The 23,740-nt window shown below is 43.7% G+C and carries 25 protein-coding genes and 2 pseudogenes; 18 read left to right on the top strand and 9 right to left on the bottom strand.

Annotated features, from left to right (window positions below; translation table 11 throughout):
• From gatA to QNI08_RS17395, 8 genes are all read left to right on the top strand, one after another.
• Entirely contained in the window at nt 1-1,461 is a 1,461-nt protein-coding gene (gatA, locus tag QNI08_RS17430; protein WP_285768694.1) for an Asp-tRNA(Asn)/Glu-tRNA(Gln) amidotransferase subunit GatA, read from the top strand.
• Nucleotides 1,462-1,473: 12 nt separating this feature from the next.
• A complete protein-coding gene (gatB, locus tag QNI08_RS17425) occupies nt 1,474-2,901 on the top strand; it encodes an Asp-tRNA(Asn)/Glu-tRNA(Gln) amidotransferase subunit GatB (protein WP_285768665.1) in 1,428 nt (475 codons plus the stop codon).
• A 141-nt stretch (nt 2,902-3,042) separates the two neighbouring features.
• Nucleotides 3,043-3,585: an RNA polymerase sigma factor gene (locus tag QNI08_RS17420; protein WP_285768664.1), complete on the top strand. Its 543-nt coding sequence runs from the start codon at nt 3,043-3,045 to the stop codon at nt 3,583-3,585.
• Complete coding sequence (locus QNI08_RS17415) at nt 3,582-4,049, top strand: anti-sigma factor (protein ID WP_285768663.1); 468 nt, start codon at nt 3,582-3,584, stop codon at nt 4,047-4,049. The genes QNI08_RS17420 and QNI08_RS17415 overlap by 4 nt, the downstream gene beginning before the upstream one ends.
• Nucleotides 4,042-5,112, top strand: coding sequence for a TM2 domain-containing protein (locus tag QNI08_RS17410; RefSeq protein ID WP_285768662.1), 1,071 nt, complete (start codon nt 4,042-4,044; stop codon nt 5,110-5,112). The genes QNI08_RS17415 and QNI08_RS17410 overlap by 8 nt, the downstream gene beginning before the upstream one ends.
• Complete coding sequence (locus tag QNI08_RS17405) at nt 5,109-6,038, top strand: LiaI-LiaF-like domain-containing protein (protein ID WP_285768661.1); 930 nt, start codon at nt 5,109-5,111, stop codon at nt 6,036-6,038. Before QNI08_RS17410 ends, QNI08_RS17405 begins: the two co-directional genes overlap by 4 nt.
• A gap of 184 nt (nt 6,039-6,222) precedes the next feature.
• Nucleotides 6,223-7,137 carry a diacylglycerol kinase gene (locus tag QNI08_RS17400; RefSeq protein WP_061140536.1) on the top strand — a complete coding sequence of 305 codons (915 nt, stop codon included), beginning with the start codon at nt 6,223-6,225 and terminating at the stop codon, nt 7,135-7,137.
• Between the two features lie 65 nt (nt 7,138-7,202).
• Complete coding sequence (locus QNI08_RS17395) at nt 7,203-7,778, top strand: GNAT family N-acetyltransferase (protein WP_285768660.1); 576 nt, start codon at nt 7,203-7,205, stop codon at nt 7,776-7,778.
• Nucleotides 7,779-8,323: 545 nt separating this feature from the next.
• Here the strand turns inward: QNI08_RS17395 and QNI08_RS22610 are convergent.
• Nucleotides 8,324-8,425, bottom strand: a pseudogene (locus tag QNI08_RS22610) (hypothetical protein); the annotation flags it as partial.
• Between the two features lie 373 nt (nt 8,426-8,798).
• Entirely contained in the window at nt 8,799-9,008 is a 210-nt protein-coding gene (locus tag QNI08_RS17385; protein WP_285768659.1) for a hypothetical protein, read from the bottom strand.
• A 181-nt stretch (nt 9,009-9,189) separates the two neighbouring features.
• Between QNI08_RS17385 and rlmD the strand changes: the two genes are divergently transcribed.
• Nucleotides 9,190-10,563, top strand: coding sequence for a 23S rRNA (uracil(1939)-C(5))-methyltransferase RlmD (gene rlmD, locus QNI08_RS17380; protein WP_285768658.1), 1,374 nt, complete (start codon nt 9,190-9,192; stop codon nt 10,561-10,563).
• 164 nt (nt 10,564-10,727) lie between these two features.
• Nucleotides 10,728-11,279, top strand: a complete 552-nt coding sequence (locus QNI08_RS17375; protein WP_352231229.1) for a YitT family protein — start codon at nt 10,728-10,730, stop codon at nt 11,277-11,279.
• A 12-nt stretch (nt 11,280-11,291) separates the two neighbouring features.
• Here the strand turns inward: QNI08_RS17375 and QNI08_RS17370 are convergent, their stop codons facing one another.
• The 4 genes from QNI08_RS17370 to QNI08_RS17355 form a co-directional block, all read right to left on the bottom strand.
• A complete protein-coding gene (locus tag QNI08_RS17370) occupies nt 11,292-12,152 on the bottom strand; it encodes a DUF421 domain-containing protein (protein WP_285768657.1) in 861 nt (286 codons plus the stop codon).
• A gap of 31 nt (nt 12,153-12,183) precedes the next feature.
• Nucleotides 12,184-12,390: a DUF1657 domain-containing protein gene (locus QNI08_RS17365; protein ID WP_285768656.1), complete on the bottom strand. Its 207-nt coding sequence runs from the start codon at nt 12,388-12,390 to the stop codon at nt 12,184-12,186.
• A gap of 27 nt (nt 12,391-12,417) precedes the next feature.
• On the bottom strand, nt 12,418-13,437 hold the full coding sequence (spoVAD, locus tag QNI08_RS17360; RefSeq protein WP_285768655.1) for a stage V sporulation protein AD: 1,020 nt from the start codon (nt 13,435-13,437) through the stop codon (nt 12,418-12,420).
• A gap of 107 nt (nt 13,438-13,544) precedes the next feature.
• Nucleotides 13,545-13,748 (bottom strand): DUF1657 domain-containing protein, encoded by a 204-nt coding sequence (locus QNI08_RS17355; protein ID WP_285768654.1) that lies wholly within the window; start codon nt 13,746-13,748, stop codon nt 13,545-13,547.
• Between the two features lie 196 nt (nt 13,749-13,944).
• Between QNI08_RS17355 and QNI08_RS17350 the strand changes: the two genes are divergently transcribed.
• From QNI08_RS17350 to QNI08_RS17340, 3 genes are read left to right on the top strand one after another with little or no spacing between them, the layout of a single operon-like run.
• Entirely contained in the window at nt 13,945-14,358 is a 414-nt protein-coding gene (locus tag QNI08_RS17350; RefSeq protein ID WP_285768653.1) for a hypothetical protein, read from the top strand.
• Nucleotides 14,355-15,647, top strand: a complete 1,293-nt coding sequence (locus QNI08_RS17345) for an ammonium transporter (RefSeq protein WP_285768652.1) — start codon at nt 14,355-14,357, stop codon at nt 15,645-15,647. The genes QNI08_RS17350 and QNI08_RS17345 overlap by 4 nt, the downstream gene beginning before the upstream one ends.
• A gap of 31 nt (nt 15,648-15,678) precedes the next feature.
• The gene (locus QNI08_RS17340; RefSeq protein WP_285768651.1) at nt 15,679-15,915 is read left to right on the top strand and encodes a hypothetical protein; all 237 of its coding nucleotides are present in this window, start codon (nt 15,679-15,681) and stop codon (nt 15,913-15,915) included.
• A 247-nt stretch (nt 15,916-16,162) separates the two neighbouring features.
• Here QNI08_RS17340 and QNI08_RS17335 read toward each other — a convergent pair whose 3' ends face one another.
• Complete coding sequence (locus QNI08_RS17335) at nt 16,163-16,615, bottom strand: hypothetical protein (RefSeq protein ID WP_285768650.1); 453 nt, start codon at nt 16,613-16,615, stop codon at nt 16,163-16,165.
• Between the two features lie 252 nt (nt 16,616-16,867).
• On the opposite strand from QNI08_RS17335, the gene QNI08_RS17330 reads away from it, so the two are divergent.
• From QNI08_RS17330 to QNI08_RS17310, 5 genes and pseudogenes are all read left to right on the top strand, one after another.
• On the top strand, nt 16,868-17,524 hold the full coding sequence (locus QNI08_RS17330) for a 5-bromo-4-chloroindolyl phosphate hydrolysis family protein (protein WP_285768649.1): 657 nt from the start codon (nt 16,868-16,870) through the stop codon (nt 17,522-17,524).
• Entirely contained in the window at nt 17,521-18,699 is a 1,179-nt protein-coding gene (locus QNI08_RS17325) for a toxic anion resistance protein (RefSeq protein WP_285768648.1), read from the top strand. The genes QNI08_RS17330 and QNI08_RS17325 overlap by 4 nt, the downstream gene beginning before the upstream one ends.
• Nucleotides 18,700-18,711: 12 nt before the next feature.
• Nucleotides 18,712-19,281, top strand: coding sequence for a nitroreductase family protein (locus QNI08_RS17320; RefSeq protein ID WP_285768647.1), 570 nt, complete (start codon nt 18,712-18,714; stop codon nt 19,279-19,281).
• Between the two features lie 585 nt (nt 19,282-19,866).
• A pseudogene (locus tag QNI08_RS22605) lies at nt 19,867-19,944 on the top strand (SEC-C metal-binding domain-containing protein); the annotation flags it as partial.
• A 304-nt stretch (nt 19,945-20,248) separates the two neighbouring features.
• Entirely contained in the window at nt 20,249-21,247 is a 999-nt protein-coding gene (locus QNI08_RS17310; RefSeq protein ID WP_285768645.1) for a S8 family peptidase, read from the top strand.
• A 41-nt stretch (nt 21,248-21,288) separates the two neighbouring features.
• On the opposite strand, the gene QNI08_RS17305 is transcribed toward QNI08_RS17310, so the two are convergent.
• Nucleotides 21,289-21,948, bottom strand: coding sequence for a YcnI family copper-binding membrane protein (locus QNI08_RS17305; protein WP_285768644.1), 660 nt, complete (start codon nt 21,946-21,948; stop codon nt 21,289-21,291).
• A gap of 18 nt (nt 21,949-21,966) precedes the next feature.
• Nucleotides 21,967-23,601, bottom strand: a complete 1,635-nt coding sequence (locus QNI08_RS17300; protein WP_285768643.1) for a copper resistance protein CopC — start codon at nt 23,599-23,601, stop codon at nt 21,967-21,969.
• Nucleotides 23,602-23,740: the final 139 nt, after the last annotated feature.

The raw sequence follows: 23,740 nt of genomic DNA, 5'->3' as shown, positions 1-23,740 counted from the left end.
ATGTCGTTGTTCGAACAAAAGGTTTCTGAGCTGCACGAACGCTTACATAAGAAAGAGATCAGCGTTACTGATCTGGTTAACGAATCATATAAGCGGATCGGCGAGGTAGAAGGCAAGGTGAAGGCATTTTTGACTCTTGATGAGGAAAACGCCCGCACTCAAGCAAAAATATTGGATGACCAATTGGTTAATGGCGGGAACGAAGGCGCTTTATTTGGCATGCCAATCGGAGTTAAAGATAATATTGTCACAAAAAACTTACGGACGACTTGTGCGAGCAAAATTTTGGAGAACTTTGATCCAATTTATGACGCAACTGTCGTTCAAAAATTACAAAAGGCCGAAACGGTGACCATCGGTAAATTAAACATGGATGAATTTGCAATGGGGTCTTCCAATGAGAATTCTGCCTATCAGGCCACACGCAACCCTTGGAACACGGATTACGTACCGGGCGGTTCATCAGGCGGTTCTGCTGCTTCCGTCGCTTCAGGTGAAGTCTTATTCTCTCTAGGCTCGGATACAGGTGGATCGATCCGCCAACCAGCGGCTTATTGCGGCGTAGTCGGCCTCAAGCCTACTTATGGAAGGGTTTCCCGTTACGGATTAGTGGCGTTCGCCTCTTCATTGGACCAAATTGGACCGGTAACAAGAACGGTAGAAGATAATGCCTATTTACTTGAGGCGATTTCTGGTGTAGATCCAATGGATTCCACCTCAGCGAACTTGGACGTGCCGAATTTTGTGAATTCATTAACAGGCGATGTTCGAGGTTTGAAAATTGCCGTTCCTAAAGAATATTTAGGCGAAGGTGTTGGCGAAGAAGCGCGTAATTCCGTTCTTGAAGCGTTAAAAGTATTGGAAGGCCTTGGAGCTGAATGGGAAGAAGTATCCTTGCCCCATTCCAAATATGCCTTGGCTGCTTATTATCTGCTATCTTCATCCGAAGCTTCGGCTAACCTTTCCCGCTTCGATGGAGTTCGGTTCGGACACCGTACAGATAATGCGGAAACGCTTATAGAAATGTATAAACAAACCCGTGCCGAGGGGTTCGGTGACGAAGTGAAACGCCGCATCATGCTAGGAACGTTCTCCCTAAGCTCAGGCTATTATGACGCTTATTATAAAAAGGCTCAAAAAGTACGTACTTTAATCAAGCGGGACTTTGAGGATGTTTTTGAAAAATATGATCTCATCGTTGGCCCGACTACACCTACGCCAGCATTTAAAATCGGTGAAAAAATGGACGACCCATTAACAATGTACGCGAATGACATTTTAACGATCCCAGTCAACCTTGCAGGTGTACCAGGGATATCCGTGCCGTGCGGATTCGGTGCGAATGGGCTTCCGCTCGGGCTTCAGATGATCGGTAAGCATTTTGATGAAAGCACGATTTATCGCGCAGCTCACGCATTCGAGCAAGCAACAGATTTTCATAAACAATTTCCTAAGCTGTAAGGGGTGAAAAAAATGGACTTTGAAACGGTAATTGGTTTAGAAGTACACGTAGAATTAAAAACGGATTCAAAAATATTCTCAGCGAGCCCGAACCATTTCGGTGCCGCTCCGAATAGCAACACGACCGTAATTGATCTAGGCTATCCAGGCGTATTGCCTGTCGTCAACAAAAAGGCTGTTGATTTCGCAATGAAGGCAGCCATCGCACTGAATTGTGAAGTGGCGGAAATTACGAAATTCGACCGGAAGAACTATTTTTACCCGGACAATCCTAAAGCCTACCAAATTTCCCAGTTCGATCAACCAATCGGTGAGCATGGCTGGATAGAAATTGAAGTCGGAGGCAAGAAAAAGAAAATCGGCATAACCCGCATCCATATGGAAGAAGATGCAGGGAAACTGACACATAAAGGAAACTACTCCCTATGTGACTATAACCGTCAGGGAACTCCTCTTGTTGAAATCGTTTCCGAACCGGATATCACTTCCCCTGAAGAGGCATATGCCTATCTGGAAAAATTGAAATCGATCATTCAGTATACAGGCGTTTCCGATTGTAAAATGGAGGAAGGCTCACTGCGCTGTGATGCCAACATTTCCTTGAAGCCTGTCGGGCAAAAGGAATTCGGCACGAAGACCGAACTGAAAAACCTGAATTCCTTCAACTTCGTTCGCAAAGGATTGGAGCATGAAGAAATCCGCCAAGCGGAAATCTTGAACGAGGGCGGCATTATTGAACAGGAGACACGCAGGTTCGACGAAGCCACAGGCAGAACAGTCCTTATGAGGGTGAAAGAAGGATCCGATGATTATCGTTACTTCCCGGAGCCGGACTTATTGACGATTCATATCGATGAAGAATGGAAAGCACGCATCGCTGCAGAAATTCCAGAGCTTCCGGATGCCCGCAAAAAACGGTATGTCGAGGAATTCGGCTTACCCGAATATGATGCAGCCGTCTTAACGGTAACGAAAGAAACGGCTGATTTCTTTGAAGCGACTGTAGCGGCTGGAGCGGATGCAAAACTGGCATCCAACTGGATTATGGGCGAGGTTTCCGCATTCTTAAATGCCGAAGGAAAAGAACTGCATGATGTCCAACTGACGGCCGGATCATTGGCAGGCATGATCAAGCTGATTGAAGACGGGACGATTTCTTCAAAAATCGCAAAAAAAGTTTTCAAGGAATTGATTGAAAATGGCGGGGATGCAGAAACGATCGTCAAGGAGAAGGGACTTGTCCAAATCTCCGATGAAGGAGCATTGCTTACTGCGGTTGAAGAAGCGCTGAATAATAATCCGCAATCAATCGAAGACTTTAAAGCCGGTAAGCAAAAGGCAATCGGATTCCTTGTCGGGCAGATTATGAAGGCAACGAAAGGTCAAGCCAATCCACAGCTTGTTAATAAAATTTTGGTTGAGCAAATCAATAAACGATAATTTTTGGCCGTATCACTATTAAAGTGGTACGGTTTTCACTTGATTGGAGAAAGGATTAAAAAAATTTGGAGTTATCTGTAGGGGTAACTCCTTTTCGTGTCGTCTATTACGTGAATGTTTAACAAGGAAGGAGGAAGAGAAGTGACGGATGAGTTAGTGGAGAAGGTCAGGGCTGGGAATGATCATGCATTCCGAATATTAATTGAAACGTACAAACAATCGATATATCGAACGGTCTACTCTGTTTTACGCAATCAAAAGGATGCTGAAGATGTTACCCAGGAAGTCTTTATCAAAATCTATACTTCTCTTCCTCAATATAAGAATCAGGGCTTTAAAACTTGGATTACCCGTATCGCTGTGAATCATGCAATCGACCTTAAGAGAAAAAGGCAGCGCCAAAAGGAAGAGCCGCATGATGAACAATCAGCGGAAGACGATATGGGCGCTTCTGACGATGCAGAGGCAGTTTTTTTTCAAAATGAAAGAAGAAAGCAAGTATTGCGGAAGCTGAATGATCTCCCGGAGGGGTATCGTGACGTGGTATATGATTACTACATAAAGGAGAAGACATTCAAGCAAATTGCAGAGGAACAGCAGATCCAGGTTAAGTCTGTCGAGGTTAAGTTATACCGTGCAAGAAATTGGATGAGAAAACATTGGAAAGAGGAGGATTTTTCATGAATCATGTTTCCAGGGACGGATGGGTTGCCTATTTGGCTGATGAAATACCCGAGTATCTAAAAATAGAATATGAAAATCATCTATACTCCTGTGACGAGTGTTTATCCATTTATATGGAAGTACTGGAAACGGAAGAGGCGAGCGTCGTGTCCATTAGCGATGACCTTGCAGATTCTGTCATGAAAGAGATCAAGCGCGAAAAAGGCGATGCTGAAGAAGAGGCTACACATATACGGAAAGAGAACTCACTACGGACGATCGCGAGACATTATTTGATAGCGGCCGGATTCACGATTTTATTAATGGCTGGCGGAGTATTTCAATCTTTGACTGAATACGTGGATTCGGTGGAAACCACCAGTGTGAAGGAAACCAAATCCCTGACAGATGGGCTGATCAATAAAACTTTTAATTGGATGGACTCGATCGAAAAGAAAAATAAGGAGGGGTTTATAAATGAATAAAAGCCCGGTCATCGCTTTTTTATTATCGTTTCTTCCGGGATTCGGGCATTTTTATCTTGGAAGGACATATAAAGGGTTATTTTATTTTCTTGCTACGTTCGGATTCGGGCTTGGTGGTTTAATGCTTGCCGTGGTCAGTCATGCCGAGGCGTTCGCTGCCTTTTCCGTCCTTGGCCTGCTGTTTTACCTCATTAGTATATTTGACTTGGTGGTCACTTCTTCAAGAAAGCCACAAGGTGAAGCGGAGATGGAGAAATTGGCGGCACAGCCTGAAGCGGAAAGGTTTTATGTGATCATTCTTTCATTCGTTCCTGGCGTAGGGCATTTTCAGCTTGGACTCATGAACCGTGGACTCACTTTTCTCATCGGTTTTTTAGGACTCGGCATTATGGTGGTATTCCTGAGCATAATGACAAGAATGGAAGGCCTGTTAATATTCATGGCACTATTGCCAGTCATCTGGATTTACAGCTTTTTTGATTCCGTCCAACAGCTGAATAAAAAGCAACGCGGGGAGGAACTTATCGACCGAACAGTGCTTGAAGAGTTCGAGCAAAGGAGGGAGTCCGGGAAGAAGAGTAAATCAATCGCTACATTATTTTCCATTTTTCCTGGGGCCGGACACTTATATTTAGGCCTGCAAAAACGAGGGATTCAATTGATGGCAGTTTTTTTATTCGCCATTTATATATTGGACTTACTGCGGCTGGGCTTCTTCTTTTTCCTAATTCCAATCATCTGGTTTTATAGCTTTTTTGATGGATTGCAAAAAGCATCAAAAATGGAAGAAGGTCCTGTTGACGATACGCCCATCATCTCAGGGATCGTCTATCAACAAAAATGGATGGGCTTCGGTTTAGTGGGACTTGGAATCTATTTCCTGGCAAGTAATATCATCGTACCGGCGATTGCCCCCCATTTAAATGAATGGCTTGGAAGCAACCTCGAATATTGGTTTAGAGATTATTTCCAAAAAGGATTGGTCTGCATCCTTCTCATAGGCGGTGGAATCAAGCTGATGTCAGGCAGTAAAAAAGCTGGGATGGAGGAGGATACAGAATGAGAACGTGGAGAGTGGGAACGATTTCAATGGGCGCGGCCCTTGTCGGTTTGGGTGTGGTTTTACTAGCTTCCCAATTCCTGCATGTGGATTTGACGACAATACTCCTTTCATGGTGGCCGCTGGTGTTCATCATCCTGGGTGCGGAGATTCTTTTCTTTGTTTTTTTCTCGAGAAAAGAAACTTCCTTCGTTAAGTATGATATTCTTAGCATCCTGTTCGTAGGCTTGCTTGGGATGATGGGAATCGTCTGCATCCTGTTAACGTCGAGCGGCTTGATGGAACAGGTCAGGGCAGCGGTGAAAAGCGAAGAAAAAACCGTCAATTTACCTGGCTTTAATGAAAAGGCCGGAAAAGGAATAGAAAGAATCGTCTTGGACTCGGGCCATTACCCCTTGACGGTGGAAAGCGGTACAGCAGAATCGGTCTCCGTTTTCGGGACATATGATGAGCGGGGAATGAAGAATTCAGAGCCCTTGTTGAAACGGACGGATGATTATTTAATGGTTAAAAGAAATGGTGATACACTTTATATCAGCTTCAAGGATTTGCCGATCCCAAACCGGATTTTGGACAGTGGCAGCATGAATCTTGAGGCGACTCTGGTCATCCCTGCCGATCTGGCCTTGGAGATAGAAGGTCAAAATGCCGACCTTGTCTTGAAACCTCGTCAGCTTCTGAATGATTGGAATGTGAAGGACAGCGGAAGCCTTAGTGTGTTTCTTCAAGACAATAGCGATATCAAGATAGATGCAAGAGGGGCAGACGAACTTGAAGGCCCAAAAGACGGCTGGAAGATAGATGATGGGAAACAAGAACAAGTAAGTGAAAATGACCAAGAAAAAAAGAACGGGATATTCACGTCAGGAAAAGGGAATCATATTTTAACGGTCACAGATACGATTAATGTTACGGTTCATCACCAGTAAATGAAATCATTTACTAGAATAAAATGATAAAAAGCATTATAATTTCCCTGATAACAATTCTGGAAAAATGCATATAAAGATATGGACCGAGAGTACGGTCCTCTTTTTTTTCGAATATTGCTTTTCATGTAACGAAGGATTAAGATGTAAATTATGGAATCAATATGTATAAGGATGATGGGAAATGAAAAGAGCAAGGCTGATTTACAACCCGACTTCAGGCCGGGAAGCCATTAAGAAAAGTTTGCCAGGCGTGCTAGCGAAACTTGAGGAAGCTGGTTATGAAGCATCTGCCCATGCCACGACTGGTGCCGGTGATGCGACGAATGCAGCAAAGATTGCAATTGAACGAGGCTATGACATTGTCATTGCAGCAGGGGGCGACGGTACGATCTATGAGGTTGTTAATGGACTGGCGACTGCAGAGAAGCGTCCGAAACTAGGGATCATTCCGACGGGAACGACGAATGATTTCGCCAGGGCACTGCATTTACCGAAGTCAATCGAAGGTGCAGCAGAAATCATTGCCCGCGGGCATACGATGCCGATCGATATCGGAAAAATGAATGATAAATACTTCATCAATATTGCCGGCGGAGGCCGATTGACTGAACTGACATACGACGTGCCGATCAAGCTGAAAACCATGCTTGGGCAGTTGGCATATTATATAAAAGGTATCGAAATGCTTCCCTCAATTAAGCCGACGGAGGTTTCCATCGAATATGATGGAAAGCTGTTTGAAGGGGAAATCATGCTTTTCTTGGTCGCTAACACGAATTCGGTAGGCGGCTTCGAAAAATTGGCTCCCGATGCATCCCTGAATGATGGCATGTTCACACTGCTCATTTTGAAAAAAGCCAATCTTGCGGATATTGTCCGTGTTGCTACATTGGCCATGCGCGGCGAACATATCCATGATAAAAACGTCATTTATGAAAAAGCGAATCGGATAAAAGTACAAGCCAAAAAGGACATGATGCTTAATCTGGACGGGGAGTTTGGCGGGATGGCCCCGGCTGAATTCGTCAATCAATACCGCCATTTCGATGTATTCATTCCACAAGGAATATTGCCGGACGATCCGACAAATAAATAGAAGAAAAAGGTCACAGTAATCCGGTGGCCTTTTTAAGTAAAACTTTGCAAGGAGAATGCGTGAATATGTATATTAGGCAAGCGAAACCGGAAGAAGCGGACAAGGCAGCCAGATTGATCCGGTTAGCGATAAAGGAAATTGCAGAAGCATTGACGGGGGAATCCGAAGAAGAAAAGATCCTTTCCGTCCTTGCAGATTTCTTCAGGAAACGCGGAAATCGGATCAGTTATGAAAATACTTTCGTAAGTGTCCATGATGGTGAAATCTCGGGATTGATCGTAGCATACCATGGCAAAGACGCACAGGAATTGGATGAACCGATCCTTGGACAATTAAGGCGGAAGCGGAAAGACCCGAGCATTACATTTGATAAAGAAGCGGAGATGAGTGACTTCTATTTGGATACAATATGCGTCGATCCGAATTTTCAAGGAAAAGGGATCGGGAGCCAGTTGATTCGGCATGTCGAGGAGTTTGCTAAACAACAGGGGTATCCGAGGATTTCATTGGTCGTTGAGAATGTAAATGAAGGGGCGAGCCGTCTCTATAAAAAATTAGGCTTTGAAGAAATCAAGACAGTTACAATCAGCGGCTTCGAATTTGGCTACTTGGTTAAACGTACAGAAGAACTCCTTGTTTAACAGGGGGTTCCAGTTTGTAGACAAAAGGGGTTCGGAATAAAAAATTCCGAACCCCTTTTGAAATTCCCTTTGAATTTTCTCCTATAGGTAAAAGATTGGGGCTCTACGAGCTCATGTTTGGCCATTTTTGGACCGTGCCATGTCCAATTGGCCATCATCTTTACATTCATGGCAGCGAAAGTAAGCATCGCCTGCATCGACAATTTTTAAAGTCCCCTTAAAAGCAGCCCAACGCATACCATGCTTTTCTTTTGCATCTGCTCAAATCACTTGTTCAACTAGTGGCTCTAAGATCTGACTGTGATGAGTATTTCGAGGTGTTACAATCGTTCCCAAAACAAAACCGCTGCGTTCTGCGGCCGCGTGGAATGATTAAGCAACTTGTTTGTTCGCTCATCTTTTACATAGTAGCCACTCTCAGAATCCGTTGTCCTTTCTTTAATCTCTTTGGTCTCTTCTTTATCAAATTTATCTGGCGGAAAAGGCTTTTTTTCATGGTTTTCACGATCTTGATTGATTTCTTCTTGAAGGCGTCCTACCTCTGAATACCTATCTTTCACCAAGTCATAAATGAAAGTGAAGTCAATGGCAGCTTCTATTTTACGAACCAAATGGTTCGGTGGCACCAGTTGATCTAACGTAATCATATTTCAAGTTGATCTCGCTGAATGGAATCATGTTTAGAAAGCATCCTCATTACCTCAAGTATTAATCCTTCTATTTTTTTAAAAAAATGACTCTAGGCAAAAGTGTTCTAACTAAAAGGTAAAACAAAGTTGGCTGGAACGTAAGGTACGAGACTCCTGCGGGAAGTGCGAGTCACGGGAGACAGCGGAGGCTGAAAGCTGGGGAGGCTCCCGGACCGCCCGCGGAAAGCGAGTGCCTGGAGAGGAAACCAACGGCCATATTGTATCCCCCATAAAAATAGACAAACTCGATTCTTATCGAGTTTGTCTACAGTCTGGAACCCCTTTGTTTAACAGGGGGTTCTCGACCATCTTGCTTACATTTGCTGTCCATTCATGGCAGCCCAATCAGCGTAGGTTCCGCTGCCGTTGCAACCAGGGCAATCATGGATATCGGAAAAATGATATTCTGTTGGTACGAAGGAGCTGTATCCACGCCCGTAACAGTCCGGACAGAGGCCTTTTTCCTCCATACTTGCTCGATGTTTTTCCAACCGTGTTGCATTCCAGGCTGATATAGAGTTAAATAAACCCATTTCCTCACCTCGATTATTTTTCCTTATTTTTCTTTTTTTAGCGTCCTTTTATGCATGGAACTATGAAAAAACCGTAATTCCTTCCACTATATTTTTATGAAAACCAAAGTAATTTGGTGAGTCGTTTTGTGGCAAGGCTCGGATTGTGGTAAAATACAGGCTAGCTTAAAAAAGAAAAGAGAAGATGATATGAAGAAAAAAGCACCTGTTGCTAAAAACGATGTTATAGAGGTTTCATTCGAGGACTTAACACATGAAGGAGCTGGTGTGGCTAAAGTAGACGGCTACCCGATCTTTGTCCAGAATGCATTGCCTGGTGAAAAAGCGAATATTAAAGTGATGAAGGCCAATAAAGGCTATGGCTTCGGTCGCTTGATGGAAATTATAGAAAACAGTCCATATCGTGTGGAAATAAAAGCGGAAGACTTCCATAAATATGGTGGATGCCAGCTTCAGCATATGAGCTATGAAGGGCAGCTGGAATTCAAGGAAAAGCAAGTCCGTGAGGTGATGGCGCGCATCGGGAAATTGGAAGGGGCGGTTGTCCATCCGATCATTGGCATGGATAATCCTACTCATTACCGCAATAAAGCGCAAGTGCCTGTCGGCGAAAAGGATGGAGAGTTAATAGCGGGATTCTTCAAACCACGCACACATGAGATTGTTGAAACGAAAGAAAGCATCATCCAGCATGAAGTGATCAGTGAAGCCGTTCAAGTTGTGAAGGAGATCTTCGGTAAGCTTGGGATCCCTGCTTATGATGAGGAGACGCACAAAGGTGTATTGCGGCACATCATGGCTCGTTACGGCAAGCAAACCGGCGAATTGATGATCGTGCTCGTCACAAGAACGAAAAGCATTCCATTCATTGAAACCATCTTGAAGGAAATCGTCAATCGACTGCCAAAGGTGAAATCAATTGTACAAAACGTCAATTCCAAGAAAACGAACGTCATCCTTGGCGATAACATGACCTTATTATGGGGCGAAGAAGTGATTCATGATATGATTGGCGACGTGAAATTTGCCATTTCTGCCAAATCCTTTTACCAAGTCAACCCCGACCAAACAAAGGTCCTTTATGATAAAGCGCTCGATTACGCGGGGTTAACGGGAGAAGAAACAGTCATAGATGCATATTGCGGCATTGGCACGATTTCGTTATTCCTAGCTAAAAAAGCAAAAAAAGTCATCGGTGTAGAAGTGGTGGAAGAAGCGATCGAGGATGCTCGCCGCAATGCCGAATTGAATGAAATCTCGAATGCCGATTTCATCGTTGGCGATGCAGGCAATATTATCGCTGAATGGTACCAAAAAGGAAACACGGCGGATGTCATCGTCGTCGATCCTCCTCGCAAAGGCTGTGAGGAATCTCTTCTTAATACGATCGTCGAGATGAAACCGAACAAAGTGGTCTATGTATCTTGCAACCCAGGCACTCTAGCTCGTGATCTTCATATCCTCGAAGCTGGCGGCTATAAAGCGGTCGATATCCAGCCAGTGGATATGTTCCCGATGACGACACATGTGGAAAACGTTGTGTTATTAGAGCTTAAAGCATAATCCAAAAAGGGTCCAGTCCTCGTGACAGGGCTCTTTTTCCTTATCCTTCCTCAGACTCTGCAAGGAAGAGATTTTTTTCACCAGTATATTCTTGACTCCCTAAGTTGGACATATATTAAGAAATATGAATTGGGAGGCAAGGTGATTTTATTAATTATCAAAAAGTGGTGGCAGTAATTGTTGGTAGCTTTTTGTTGGGTTTCGGAATCAATGGTTTTTTAGTCCCTCATCACCTAATAGACGGAGGCGTGATTGGAATTGCCCTCATCCTACATTATTTCTTTGGTTTTCAAACGGGACTTTCGATGCTAGTCCTTAGCGTGCCTATATTTTTATATGCATGGTGCTATGAACGGCCATTTTTCTATAGCAGTGTTCACGGTCTGCTTCTGACCTCCCTTTTCATGGATTGGCTGAACCCATTGAAAAATGTCTTTTCCTTATCGATACTCTCAAGCTCCTTGGCAGGGGGAGTTATCATAGGATTGGGAATAGGAATCATGCTTCGTTATGAGACAAGCAGCGGCGGAACGGATATGCTGGCCAAAATCATCTCCAAATCATCCTCATTGGATATTGCTTTAGCAATCATCCTTATAGATACACTGATCATCTCAGCGGCAGTCTTCACCTTAGGGGTGGAAATATTCTTATATTCATGTGTATCGATCGTTCTTATCGGACTGACCGCCTCGTTAATGAAAGTAAGGGCTTGAAACTAACGAAGATCAATTTTTTAAGATGAATGCTACGTGATCGATCGCTTTTTGCAGCTTTTCGCTATTGTTGCTATACATTTCTTTAGCTTCCTTTGAATCCGTTCCGAGAGCGAACAGTTCCAAGTCAGCTTGGCATTTTTTCATGGTTGCCAGTAATAAAGGTCTTTCTTGTGGAGAAGGAACCTTGAGTTTATCATCAAAAAGGTCGACCGTTAATTCCCCGTTGGAATTCGCTTGGGCAAGAAACACATTCTCAAAGGTCACACCCAGCTTATCCAGTTCAGTGTGAAGCCAATTCCTATTCAACCCAATCGTTGATAGTGGTTCATCCAGTATGAGACCGTCCATCACGATCGTTTGTGGCTCTTTGACTGCAGCTACTGGAATTTTAAGGTCTTTCGGTGTCAAAGGCTGGTTCTGCCGCTTAAGCATGACCGAAAAATCCCCGTTCGCTTCCAGTAAGGCGAATTCAACTTCGGAAACATCGAATACATCCTTTTTCCTGAGCAAGGCTAACAACTCATCGATTGTATATTTTTCCTTTTTCAGATTATCCTCCATGACCTTGCCATCCTTGATGAAAACGGATGCTTTCCCTTCGACAAGATCCCGGAACGTTTTGCTTTTCAGGGATATCGAACCTGCAAGGAAGGGAGCTAAGGCAAACACGAGGATGGACAATACCCCGTGAATAATATTTCCCTCCACTTTGGTAGCCAATTCAGCCCCGACATTACCAATGGTTATGCCCGTAACATATTCAAAAAAGGAAAGCTGTGAGAGCTGCTTTTTCCCTAACACTTTCGTGATCACGAAAAGAACGATTAAAAAAAATAGTGACCGCATGACAATTTCGAGCCAATTTGGCATTACCTTACACCTCCTGCGATAATCGATCGGTTTAAAAGCCTTTATACTGCGGTTCTTCCAGCTCCAATTTTCCCACTCGTTCCTGTACCTCCTTCATTATCTCATTCACCGCAAGCATCGTTTCATGCAAAATCCGCTTGGATTCTTCATCTTGGGCCCGAAGTGCCAAACTCGATAGACCTGCTTCAATCCCCTTTAGGCTTGAGACGCATTGCTTCACTTCTGATGCTATCGTCATACTGCATCCTCCTTTTACCTAAAAAAATCATGGCTGCGGCTCACTGTCATACTCAATCGATACAGCATGGGCAATTGTTGGAATCGTTTCATTTTGTTGAAAGGATAGGGGAGATAACAAAGCGCCGGTCGCCACCACGAGCATTTTTTTGATTTCGCCTTTTTTCATGCGGTTCAATAAATGTCCATACACAACAGCCGCCGAACAACCAGCCCCGCTTGCTCCCGAAAGGACGGGCTGCCCATCCCGGTATATCATCATACCGCAATCCATATACTGATTTTCCCTGACCTTGATTCCATGTTCATTCAACAACTCCAATGAAACATCATGCCCGATCTTCCCTAAATCACCTGTCACAATTAAATCATAATAGGAGGGGGCCAGATTTCGTTCCCTTAAGTGAGCTTCAATGGTATCCACGGCAGCAGGGGCCATGGCACCGCCCATATTGAATGGATCGGTCAACCCCATGTCGATGACGCGTCCAATCGTAGCTGATGTGACCCTTGGTCCTGTACCAGCCTTGGCTAGCAATGCTACGCCTGCACCTGTAACGGTCCATTGTGCAGTAGGAGGTTTTTGCCCACCGTATTCAGTAGGGTAGCGGAATTGCTTTTCCACGGCGGCGTTATGGCTTGAGGCTCCCGTCAATAAGTAATCTGCCCCGTTCGTATTGACGAGGTACGCGCCAAGAGCAAGTCCCTCCATGGATGTGGAGCAGGCTCCGAACAAGCCGATATAAGGTGTGCCTAGAGTGCGGCAGGCGAAGCTTGTTGGTGTCATTTGGTTGATAAGGTCGCCTCCAAGGAAAAATTGGATCTGTTCCTTCTGGAGACCAGCCTTTTCGATTGCCTTCGTACATGCATCTTCCAATAACACCTTATGGGCTTTTTCATAGGTATCTTGATTAATCCACAAATCTGAATGAAGCAGATCGAAATCATCGGCAAGCAATCCGTTCGCTTCAAATGGTCCGCCGACGGTACCGGTTGACACGATGACGGGCTTCTGGTCAAACACCCAAGTGCGATAACCTGTATGCATTAAAAACCACCCCTTTTAAGATTTTTTTATCGTAATGCCTGTATGTACAAACAGCCATCATTATATAAAAAAGGTTGATCGCAAAAAACCAACCTTTTTACCTGTCATTATTGTTTGTATTGCGGTTCCTGGTTCTCGATTTCGTTAATGCGAGGAGTGATGCTGTCGACAATCGTTTGGGTTTGTTGTGCGGCTTGCTGGTAAAGCTGTTTGGCTTGCTCGTTGTCAGTGGAAAGAGCGAAGGTTTCAAAGCTCGCTTGTGCACTTTTAAGCCCGGCTAAAGTGGTTTTGACATCATTGATTACAGTCATTCATGGATTCCCCCTTGTTTTATATTGCTTTTTTAGCGTAAGGAAATTTTCGGTTTTATATACTTTCCAAATTTTCCTTTAATCAAACGTTTGATTAATAGCTGAAGCGCTGTAATTTTTCATAAATATTGACTCAATTCAGAATTATGCATATAATTAGGAGAAAATGTAACGTGAATATGTGAGGTGATATGACATGTATATAATCGATGATGTATATAATAAGACGGTTTTTGAGATTCCCTCTGAAGAAGCCCTAAACGATTTACAATTCATAAGAAGTAAACAGGAATCTGAAATTGAATCAATCAAAAGCAAAATCCATAAATACGAGCAAAAGCGGAGAGCCGAGGAAGCTTGGTACCAATCCCTTTCTCCATTAAAACGTTTTTTTACCGGGCATGCTCCAAGCCATCACAAGGCGGTGGAGCATATGGTGAATGTCAAGGATAGATATAAAAAAATTGAAACGATAAAGCGAAAGATCTCTTTATTGAAAGAGGCGATTGGCATATTGGAAGCAGAACCGGAAAAAAGGGAATTGCATTTGCCCGCTGGTATCATTAAAGAGATGATCGCCAGTCGCAAAGAAGAGGGGCGATCAAGATGACATTGGTAACCTTAAACGCGGGCTTGGATACGATTTGGGTGGTTTTGACGGCGGCGATGATATTGCTGATGGAGGGCGGCTTTGCCTTATTGGAAGCAGGATTCGTTCGAACCAAGAATAATGTCAATATAATCATGAAGGTTTTTGCTGATATTACAATCGGGACGCTGTGTTATTTTGTGATGGGCTTTGGCTTAATGTATGGAAACGATATATTTGGTCTCTTTGGGGCAAGCGGATTCCTGCTCAAGGGCGATTTATCGCATATTGACCTGACGATTTCCATTGATGCCTATTGGCTATTTCAAGCGGCATTCGTCATTGCCGTAATCTCCATCGTTTCAGGTGCGGTTGCCGAGCGGATTAATTTTCGCGCATACCTCATTTTTGTCGTCATGATGACGGCTTTCATTTATCCGGTAGCAGGACATTGGATCTGGGGCGGCGGCTGGTTAAGCAATTTAGGCATGCAGGATTTTGCCGGATCGGCTGTCATCCATGCACTCGGTGGTTTCTCTGCATTGGCGGCGGCGATCTTTATAGGGCCGAGAGCGGGTAAGTTCACCACAGTTGGAACGAGTTCGATATCGCTTCCAAGCAATCTACCGTTGGCATCTGTCGGAGCCTTTCTCTTATGGTTCGGCTGGTTTGGGTTTAATGCAGGAAGCACATTGCAGGCTACGGATGGACGCATTGGCCATATTGCCATCGTCACGATGCTCTCAGCCGCATCTGGAGGGGCCACGACACTCCTTTACACACTTTTCAGGTATGGCAGATCCGATGCACCATCCGTCATCAATGGTTCGCTTGCAGGCCTCGTCGGGATTACCGCAGGCTGTGCATTCGTTAGTGATCTTGCAGCGATACTGATCGGGGCCGTTTCCGGGCTGCTGATGCTCGCTGCAACAAATTGGCTGGAGACCCTGAAAATCGACGATCCTGTGGGTGCCTTTCCCGTTCATGCAGCCTCAGGCATGTGGGGAACGATAGCGTTAGGCCTTTTCTCCGCTGAAGGAGGATTGTTTACCGGAGGAGGATGGCATTTACTTGGAGTGCAATCGTTAGGATTAGTGATACTATGCGTATGGGGCTTCTCGCTGACATGGATCGCTTTTAAAGTTATCAATATTTGGATCCCGACAAGATCCACTGATGAGGAGGAAGAGCTTGGACTGGATATCAGCTATCACGGAATCATGGCCACACATACTTCTCCGGAATTCATCAAGGTCGAAGATTACTTGAAGCAGGACGAACAAGCGGAAGGTGTTCCGCGCCAATACTAATGTTAGAATATCTAAGAGGTGATTCTCAAAAATGGGCACATGCCATATTAATCATTCCCAGCAAGATGTCAGACTGAAATTAAATGCTCAACAGTCATTTTTACCCCCAACATTGAGCCAAACACTAAATCTTTTTATGAAAAATGACCAGCCGCAGGAAACTTTGAATGAACTTTTTCATCTATTAAAGAAATATGACTTGTCTTCCAAAGACGAACAAGAATCAAGAAACCAAAAATTGAACCGACTCATGCTGGAACGGGAATGAACCCCGTTCTTTTTTTTGCCGGGCTTTATAAGGATGGGGAAACGGCATGCCTATTAATCGAACGATTGATTAGTTTTTATAGAAAGTGGGACGAGTGAAAGAAGAACACGCCAATTGGCGAGTAAAAGTGCAAAACTCGCGAGTAAACTGCCGAAATTGGCGAGTAAATTTCACAAACTCGCGAGCTAACTCACCCAAATTGAAGATAAAAAAATGAAGCCCGTTATGAGCTCCACTTATTGTATATTTAAAAGCCATCATCTGTTGCGTTGAAGGGGATGTTAAGGTTCCTTTCAACGGTGCGCAGGCGTTGATTAAGCCTGTTCAGCCTGTTCGTATGGCGTTGGTCGGTTTGACTTAGCCGGGAAATTTCTTGGTTTACGCGGTTCACCTCTCGGTTTACACGTGTGATTTCTTGGTTGAGGCGGGTGAGTTCCCGGGTTTGTCGCTCATTTTGCCGCTCCAGTTCCCGTACCCTTCTTTCGAGTTGCTGAGATTGCGGCGGCTGCCTGTCGGGATCGAATGGTTCTGTTAATGGGTTGATTGAGTTTACTTGATCCTGCAGGGGGCTCCAATCCTGCTGAGGAACATTATCATGAGGATATCGTTCTGGCTGTTGGAAATATTGGTTGAAATAGGGCTGAAGGTACTGCTGATTTCCATTTTGTTGTGGAAAAGGATAAAATCCGGATGAATTCATCGTCAACTCTCCTTTTAAATGAAGGATGGATATACGTAATAACTTATGTAATTTACGGTGAAGTGACAAGGCGATAGCCTATAAAATGCTGGATGTTTTGCTGTTGTTTTTTAAAGAAAAAATTTCAATAAATTTGCAGAAATGACTTTATTCCTATATCGTTTAAGGTAGGAGAAATCTTTGCATATTGAAACCTATCACAGCAATAATCCGTATATATAGAAAAGCGTGTAAGTCAGGAGTGTAATGATCATGAATCGAGTTCTAACTGATTTTCTGTCCATATTGATTGCATTTCCAGTTGTTTTGCCAGCCTTGCTGATCAGCTATTTTGCCTTTAATCTCCCTCTTGCTGCCTCGGTTGCCATTTCCATAGCCGGAGGTACAGTTTCATACTGGCTGAGTTCGGCTTACTTTTCTTCTCGATTCCTTAAAAAGCATGGATTGACGAGAAAAGAATATCAATATATAAAGAAAAATATAAGTGAAGCAAAACCGAAAATATGGCGGGTGCAAAAGGCGTTAATCTCGGTCAGGCATATTTCTTCTTTTAAACAAAGGAAGGATATGATCAAAATGATCAGGAAGATATACAGTCTTACCAAAAAAGAACCAAAACGGTTTTATCAGGCTGAACAATTTTACTATTCCCATCTGGATTCTGCCACAGAACTTGCAGAGAAATATGTTTTTTTATCACAGCAGCCAAGAAAGAACAGGGAACTTGAGCAATCCTTAGCGGAAACCAGAAAAACCTTGAAGGACCTTACTAAAACGATAGAAAAGGATTTATATAATGTCATTGCCGATGATATCGATAACCTTAACTTCGAACTGGATGTAGCAAGGCAATCGATAAAAACGAGAAAAGAATCACAAGTCATTGATGAAAGCAGGAGGTTAAAATGAATAATAATGATCCGAACCTGTTGAACAAAACAGATAATGCCAACCTACTCGATGATCTCCTAGCCAATCCATTCAATGAGGTGCAGGAGTTGGAGAATGCTTCTCCTTCTACGCAGGAGGCAAAACCGGTTAAATTGATTGATGTCATTCCTGAGGAAAATCGGGCAAAGGCTTATCAGCTTGCCGGGCAAATTGATCCGACAAATCATCAAGCAATGATATCCTACGGCACGCCCGCCCAATCGAAGCTGTTGACCTTTTCGAATTCGATGCTAGAGCATGTACAGAAAAAGGATGTCGGTGAAGTGGGGAGCATAATCAATGACTTAATGAATAAGTTAAATGAATTGAGTCCAGATGAGCTTAAAACGGATAAACCCTCATTCTTTGCGCGGATGTTCGGGAAGCTTTCCGGTTCCGTCCAGGAAGTGCTGTCCAAATATCAAAAAACTGGCGCCCAAATTGACAGAATCAGTGTGAAGCTTGACCGGAGCAAGAATATCCTGCTTTCGGATATTGTCATACTTGAAAAACTTTATGAAACGAACAAGGAGTATTTTCAGGCGTTGAATGTCTATATTGCTGCAGGGGAAATCAAATTGGAAGAAATTCATGGGAAAACGATCCCTGAGCTGAAGAAGTCTGCTGAATCAAGCAATGACCAAATGAAATTTCAAGAGGTCAATGATATGCGCCAATTCGCCGAGCGCCTGGATAAAAGACTGCATGATTTGAAATTGAGCCGGGAAATCACGATACAAAGCGCACCGCAGATCAGGCTGATTCAGAATACGAATCAGGCGCTGGTCGAGAAAATACAATCTTCGATCATGACGGCGATTCCGCTTTGGAAAAATCAGGTCGCGATTGCCCTGACCCTGATCAGGCAGCGACATGCTGTAGAAGCACAAAAGCAAGTTTCCAAGACTACCAATGACTTGCTCTTGAAGAACTCTGAAATGCTTAAAATAAATACGATTGAAACGGCAAAAGAAAATGAACGGGGAATTGTCGATCTCGAAACATTGAAGACCACTCAAGCTAACTTGATCTCGACTCTCGAGGAAACGATGAGGATTCAAGAAGAAGGCAGGCACAAGCGCCGGCAAGCGGAGCAGGAACTGGCATCGATGGAAAATGAGTTGAAGCAAAAACTATTAGAGATAAAGGGATAAGGGGAGAAGCGTATGGAAACGATTGAAGCGATAAAAACGAGAAGAAGCATTGGAATCGTTAAGCAAGATCCTGTACCTAAAGAAATGATCGAGCAAATCATCGAGGCGGGTACATATGCACCGAACCACCATCGGACAGAGCCATGGCGTTTTTTCGTACTGTCAGGGGAAGGCAGAAATAAACTTGGCCAGGTCTTCGAAGAAATAACAAGGATTGAAAATGCTGATGATACGCCAGAAAGCTTGATCAGCAAACTAGAAAGACAAAAGAAGAATCCTCTAAGGGCACCCGTCATCATCGCAGTGGGCATAGAGCCAAGTGAAAAGGATAATGTGCTTGTCGCCGAAGAATATGCCGCTGTGAACAGTGCCATCCAAAATATGCTGCTTGCTGCACATTCCCTAGGGCTGGGGGCAGTATGGAGAACGGGGAAAATAACCTATCATGAGAAGGTTCGGGACTTCTTCCGATTATCCTCAAAAGGAGAAGTGCTGGCATTCATTTACCTAGGTTTTCCTGACATGGAGCCGAAGCCAGCCAAGAAAACACCGATTGATCAATTGACCACCTGGATTGGGTGAAGCGAGCGGCTGCAGCAGTGAAACGTACTGCTGCAGCTTTTTTCCATTTGAGTGATTCGGAAAGGGCGGGTTTTATTTCAAGTGACGATTGCGGAATTAGGTTGTACAATAATATATAGGAAGAATAAATTTTGATGAATTAGGATGTGTCTATAGATGAGAACGATTGATCCATTTGAGATTCTCGATGGAAAAGCGATTAAGTTCCTCGATGTTTTTGGTGTTGAGGATGGCATTGCTTTAAAGAGTAAATATGAAGATAAAACGTATTGGATATATGATTACTATTGCATGCATCAGACATGTGAGTGTCAGGAAGTATATCTTGAGTTCGTGGAGGCAAGCAAAAACAATAACCAGGCAGGACAGCATTTTGGCATTCGTGTATCGTTCAGCGACAATCAATTCACCCTGGAGGACTATAATATCTCCAAGCAAAAGGCAATGGATATTGCGGAAGACACACTAAAGTACAGCAAGGATATCATGGCATTATTTAAGCAGCGGTATCAGCAAATGAAGGAAAGAGGAACGCAAATCATCACCGAAAGTGCAAAGGCCGCTAAATTGCCTCACGTTCATACAGAGCCGGTTATCGGTAGAAATGAACCTTGCCCGTGCGGAAGCGGAAAGAAATACAAAAAATGCTGCGGTGCAGCTTGAACCATCATGAAAGGTGACTCCATATGAGTCCCTTTTTTTTTACAAAAAAATGAAAAAAGACTGGCTAAACAGGAACGTTTGTTCTATAATTGAAAGCGCCAGATACTAACAGATAAAGAAATAAAAAGTAGTATTTTAGACCGAATTTTCTAAAAACTTATTTTTTATTTTCAAAAATCTGGTATATATAAGAGAGAAGAGTTTTTTGATCTCATCTCTTTCAACGGTAGACGGCAGCCAGACGGGATGCGAATCCCTGCACTGATGGCAGTTTAACTTATTGAACGAAGGAAGGGGTAATCAAATGACAAGAGAAAAAAGATTAATACCTTACAAAGTTCTAGAAGTAATGGAAACGGTGAAAGAAAAGATTCCCGAGGGCATCGAGCTTGTGAAAGCCCCTGCTGTTTGGGAAAAAAGCAATTATGGTGAAGGTGTTGTAGTCGCCGTCATCGATACAGGAATAGATAAGGAGCATCCAGACCTCAAAGAAAGAATCATCGGCGGGAAGGATTTTACCAATACTGGCGATTTTCAAGATGATAACGGGCATGGAACACATGTATCCGGTACGATACTGGCTTCCATTAATAAGGTTGGTGTTGTTGGAGTGGCTCCGAAAGCAAGCATCTTGGCCTTGAAGGCCTTGAATGGCCAGGGTCAAGGCGAAATAGATTGGATCAATGGGGCATTGGAGTATGCGATCAACTGGCAGGGACCTAACGAAGAAACGGTTTCAGTCATTTCACTTTCACTTGGGGGGCCGCCGGATGAAGCGGAACATAAGCTGATTCAAAGGGCCATCCAGAAAGATATCTTAGTTGTTTGCGCGGCAGGCAATAGCGGGGATGGGCGTCATGAAACCGATGAATTGGACTATCCAGGGGCGTATCCAGAGGTAGTGGAAGTCGGGGCTGTGGATTTAAGCAGGAACTTAGCGGATTTTTCGAATACGAATGATGAAATTGACTTGGTTGCGCCAGGAGTCGATATACTCTCCACATATCCAGGTAATAAATATGCCAGGCTCAGCGGAACATCAATGGCAACTCCCCATGTAAGCGGTGCGGCAGCTCTTTTGAAGGTGATCGCCGAAAAGGATTTTGAGCGCAAGCTTACTGAAGCAGAGTTGTATGCACAATTAGTGAAGAGTACGGAAGACTTGGGAATAAGCAAAAAAGCACAAGGAAATGGGATGCTCAACTTAACCATTGCGGACCAAAGGTCTGAAAAATCAATTAAGATTACTATAGAGTCTGAGAACCTCAAATTACCGAGTAAATCTGTGGTCATGGAATATTAGCAAAAAAGGTGTCCCGGGATGTTTCGGGACACCTTTTTTGCTTATTTTTTATTTTTCCTTACGGCTGCAAAAAGCGCTACGAGCGATAGGATCAGGGCTATGACAGATAGGGTGATGATCAGTGTTCCGTTATCACTATCATCTGCCGCTGTTTCGTCCTTTGAATTGTCGGCAGCTTTCGAATCACCGGCAGTTGCTTCATCTTCGTGACCGTGGTCAACGGATTCTGCATCAGCCTTTGGGGCTAACGAGATTTGCGTTACTGAATGGGGCAGGGCAGAGCCTTCATCACCGCTCCATTCTACGATTTCACCATCTGCGTAATATTGAAAGGCATCCCAAGCAACCTTCTTTTCTTCTTTAGGGTTTTGGGCAATGAATGAGAATTGCTGGAATTGTCCAGCTGATATGCCTTCGTCCGTTGCTTCCCAGGTTACCGTTTTAACGTGTTCCTTATCACCATCAGTTGTCACTTTCCATCCTGGTACAGGTTGATAGCTTTCAAAGGTGACCCCATCAGGTACCTTTAAAGTCACCTTTGTTGTCGCTGTTTCTTTTTCGACCGGGATTTTTATCGTGTAGGTTTCCCAAGCCTCAGGTGCAGATGTACTAGGTTTGACAGTAACGTGTGCATTCGCTGTACCAGCGAACACTAATAATGCTGCAAATGTAGAGGTGAGTAATTTGGTAATGTTTTTCATCAGTATAATTCCCTTCTGTTATGAATTCCCTATAAAAATTGTAAAATCAGCATTGATTGAATCGAGGCTTTCCGTTAATCCGTGAACATGAATATTCCACTTTCCTGGCAAGGTAAGAATAGACTTTGACGTGTATCTACCTTTTGATTTCCCCTGCAATTGCAGCTTTATTTCACCGCCCTGACGATTTTCTGGCTGCATCGTGATGGATAGCTGCTCAATATTATCAATTGGCTCACCGCCACTTGCCAATTCAACTTGGATTTGGTTATCCCCGACTTCATTCGGGGTGACCATTAATGTCACCTCATTGTTTTCTTCCGTCTTGACCGTTTTTTCAAATGGTCCTGGAGAGGACATCGCAGTTTGGACATTTGTTAATAGAGCTGCCACAAGGAGTATGACGATTCCTATACCTAGCTCCATTCCTGCGCTATAGCCCAGTTTTTTTGTTTGTTTCTTGCCCTTGAAGAAATGAAGGGCACCTAAAACGATCATCACTGACATAAGGCCGATTTTAGCAAGCAATAATTGTCCATATATCGTATTGAACAAGGAATGTATGGTCGGCACATGCTGCAGGCTGCTATATATGCCGCTAATGACCAGGATGATTACAAACGCAAACGCCCATCTTGAAAACCTACTGATGATCGTCCAGTAAAATACTTTTTTATCCTCTAGTATCTCCTGACGGGCGGCAAGTCCAGGCAACATCACCAATATTGCCAAAAGCCCGCCAAGCCATAAGGCCATCGACAATAAGTGGAGGAAATCCATCAAAATGGCGAGAACATGATTGGGAACCGCTGCCGTATGTCCAATCATTGCCTTACCGACCATCAGAATGGCCACTATCATAAATGAAAGATTGGGCAGTGAAGTAATCAATGGGTTTTCGAGCATGAAATAAATGATTAAAAATAGGAGGATCAACAATAGCATTTGAATGACCCAGATGGTACCGAAGTTTGTGCCATTCAGTACTTCCTTGATATATGTCCCGTCAAATGCATCCGTCCATCCTACTCCAGCATCAATCGTCACCTTCAAAGGCAGGCTGCAGAAGATGGAAAAAGCTAAACCTGCATATGCGATCCAAAGGTATGAACGGGCCCTGCCGCTTACTTGGAAAAGAAGGGAGTCCTTCGTTAAAGATAATCGGAAAAAGAGAATTCCAGTAAGAGCTGCGAAGCTTATGTACTGAAGGCTTTGGAAGAAAACGTTAATGGAATTCGGAAAACCTGCATTCACTTCTGAATTATCTTGGTCAGATAGTGAAGCCGAGTCTCCATATTGGAACGGAATGGTCCCTTCGATTGGGTGTCCGTCACTCGAAACCACTCTCCATTTTATATAGTAGACTCCCTCATCGACAGTACCTTTCCACTCTGCTTCCAGTATCTTTTCGCTTTTTTTTGAAATTGCGCTTTTTTGAACTGGAACCTTCCGTCCATCTTGACTGAAGACTTCAAGCGAATGGAATGCCGGTTGTATCTTTTCGCTGAATTGGATGCTGATTTTTTCAGGAAGAGTCTCCATGGCTTCATTCGGGCTAGGATTGGAGCTTATTATTGTAGCATGGGCGGAAGCCATTGCCGGGTATAAAAGCAAGCTGAATAAGCAGATTACCAGCCATATATAATTCTTCATCTTGGAACGCCATCACCCTTTCAATAGGTTATGTAAGCTTATTATATAAGGAAAATGTGAAAAAACGGTGAAAATAAATGAAGCATCCAAAGGCAGTTTGCAAGGTTTGGCGGATAAAAAAGCGATAATGTTAGAGTGG

This window comes from Peribacillus folii (assembly GCF_030271255.1).
Taxonomy (GTDB): domain Bacteria; phylum Bacillota; class Bacilli; order Bacillales; family DSM-1321; genus Peribacillus.
The sequence above is the reverse complement of the archived record's forward strand: the minus strand, read 5'-3'. Positions and strand labels throughout refer to the sequence as shown.

What these genes read in the sequence shown, in the direction of transcription:
- gatA (WP_285768694.1), top strand. Translation starts at nt 1, where the DNA reads ATGTCGTTGTTCGAACAAAAGGTTTCTGAGCTGCACGAACGCTTACAT.
- gatB (WP_285768665.1), top strand. Translation starts at nt 1,474, where the DNA reads ATGGACTTTGAAACGGTAATTGGTTTAGAAGTACACGTAGAATTAAAA.
- QNI08_RS17415 (WP_285768663.1), top strand. Translation starts at nt 3,582, where the DNA reads ATGAATCATGTTTCCAGGGACGGATGGGTTGCCTATTTGGCTGATGAA.
- QNI08_RS17410 (WP_285768662.1), top strand. Translation starts at nt 4,042, where the DNA reads ATGAATAAAAGCCCGGTCATCGCTTTTTTATTATCGTTTCTTCCGGGA.
- QNI08_RS17405 (WP_285768661.1), top strand. Translation starts at nt 5,109, where the DNA reads ATGAGAACGTGGAGAGTGGGAACGATTTCAATGGGCGCGGCCCTTGTC.
- QNI08_RS17400 (WP_061140536.1), top strand. Translation starts at nt 6,223, where the DNA reads ATGAAAAGAGCAAGGCTGATTTACAACCCGACTTCAGGCCGGGAAGCC.
- QNI08_RS17395 (WP_285768660.1), top strand. Translation starts at nt 7,203, where the DNA reads ATGTATATTAGGCAAGCGAAACCGGAAGAAGCGGACAAGGCAGCCAGA.
- rlmD (WP_285768658.1), top strand. Translation starts at nt 9,190, where the DNA reads ATGAAGAAAAAAGCACCTGTTGCTAAAAACGATGTTATAGAGGTTTCA.
- QNI08_RS17370 (WP_285768657.1), bottom strand. Translation starts at nt 12,152, where the DNA reads ATGCCAAATTGGCTCGAAATTGTCATGCGGTCACTATTTTTTTTAATC.
- QNI08_RS17365 (WP_285768656.1), bottom strand. Translation starts at nt 12,390, where the DNA reads ATGACGATAGCATCAGAAGTGAAGCAATGCGTCTCAAGCCTAAAGGGG.
- spoVAD (WP_285768655.1), bottom strand. Translation starts at nt 13,437, where the DNA reads ATGCATACAGGTTATCGCACTTGGGTGTTTGACCAGAAGCCCGTCATC.
- QNI08_RS17355 (WP_285768654.1), bottom strand. Translation starts at nt 13,748, where the DNA reads ATGACTGTAATCAATGATGTCAAAACCACTTTAGCCGGGCTTAAAAGT.
- QNI08_RS17350 (WP_285768653.1), top strand. Translation starts at nt 13,945, where the DNA reads ATGTATATAATCGATGATGTATATAATAAGACGGTTTTTGAGATTCCC.
- QNI08_RS17345 (WP_285768652.1), top strand. Translation starts at nt 14,355, where the DNA reads ATGACATTGGTAACCTTAAACGCGGGCTTGGATACGATTTGGGTGGTT.
- QNI08_RS17340 (WP_285768651.1), top strand. Translation starts at nt 15,679, where the DNA reads ATGGGCACATGCCATATTAATCATTCCCAGCAAGATGTCAGACTGAAA.
- QNI08_RS17335 (WP_285768650.1), bottom strand. Translation starts at nt 16,615, where the DNA reads ATGAATTCATCCGGATTTTATCCTTTTCCACAACAAAATGGAAATCAG.
- QNI08_RS17330 (WP_285768649.1), top strand. Translation starts at nt 16,868, where the DNA reads ATGAATCGAGTTCTAACTGATTTTCTGTCCATATTGATTGCATTTCCA.
- QNI08_RS17325 (WP_285768648.1), top strand. Translation starts at nt 17,521, where the DNA reads ATGAATAATAATGATCCGAACCTGTTGAACAAAACAGATAATGCCAAC.
- QNI08_RS17320 (WP_285768647.1), top strand. Translation starts at nt 18,712, where the DNA reads ATGGAAACGATTGAAGCGATAAAAACGAGAAGAAGCATTGGAATCGTT.
- QNI08_RS17310 (WP_285768645.1), top strand. Translation starts at nt 20,249, where the DNA reads ATGACAAGAGAAAAAAGATTAATACCTTACAAAGTTCTAGAAGTAATG.
- QNI08_RS17305 (WP_285768644.1), bottom strand. Translation starts at nt 21,948, where the DNA reads ATGAAAAACATTACCAAATTACTCACCTCTACATTTGCAGCATTATTA.
- QNI08_RS17300 (WP_285768643.1), bottom strand. Translation starts at nt 23,601, where the DNA reads ATGAAGAATTATATATGGCTGGTAATCTGCTTATTCAGCTTGCTTTTA.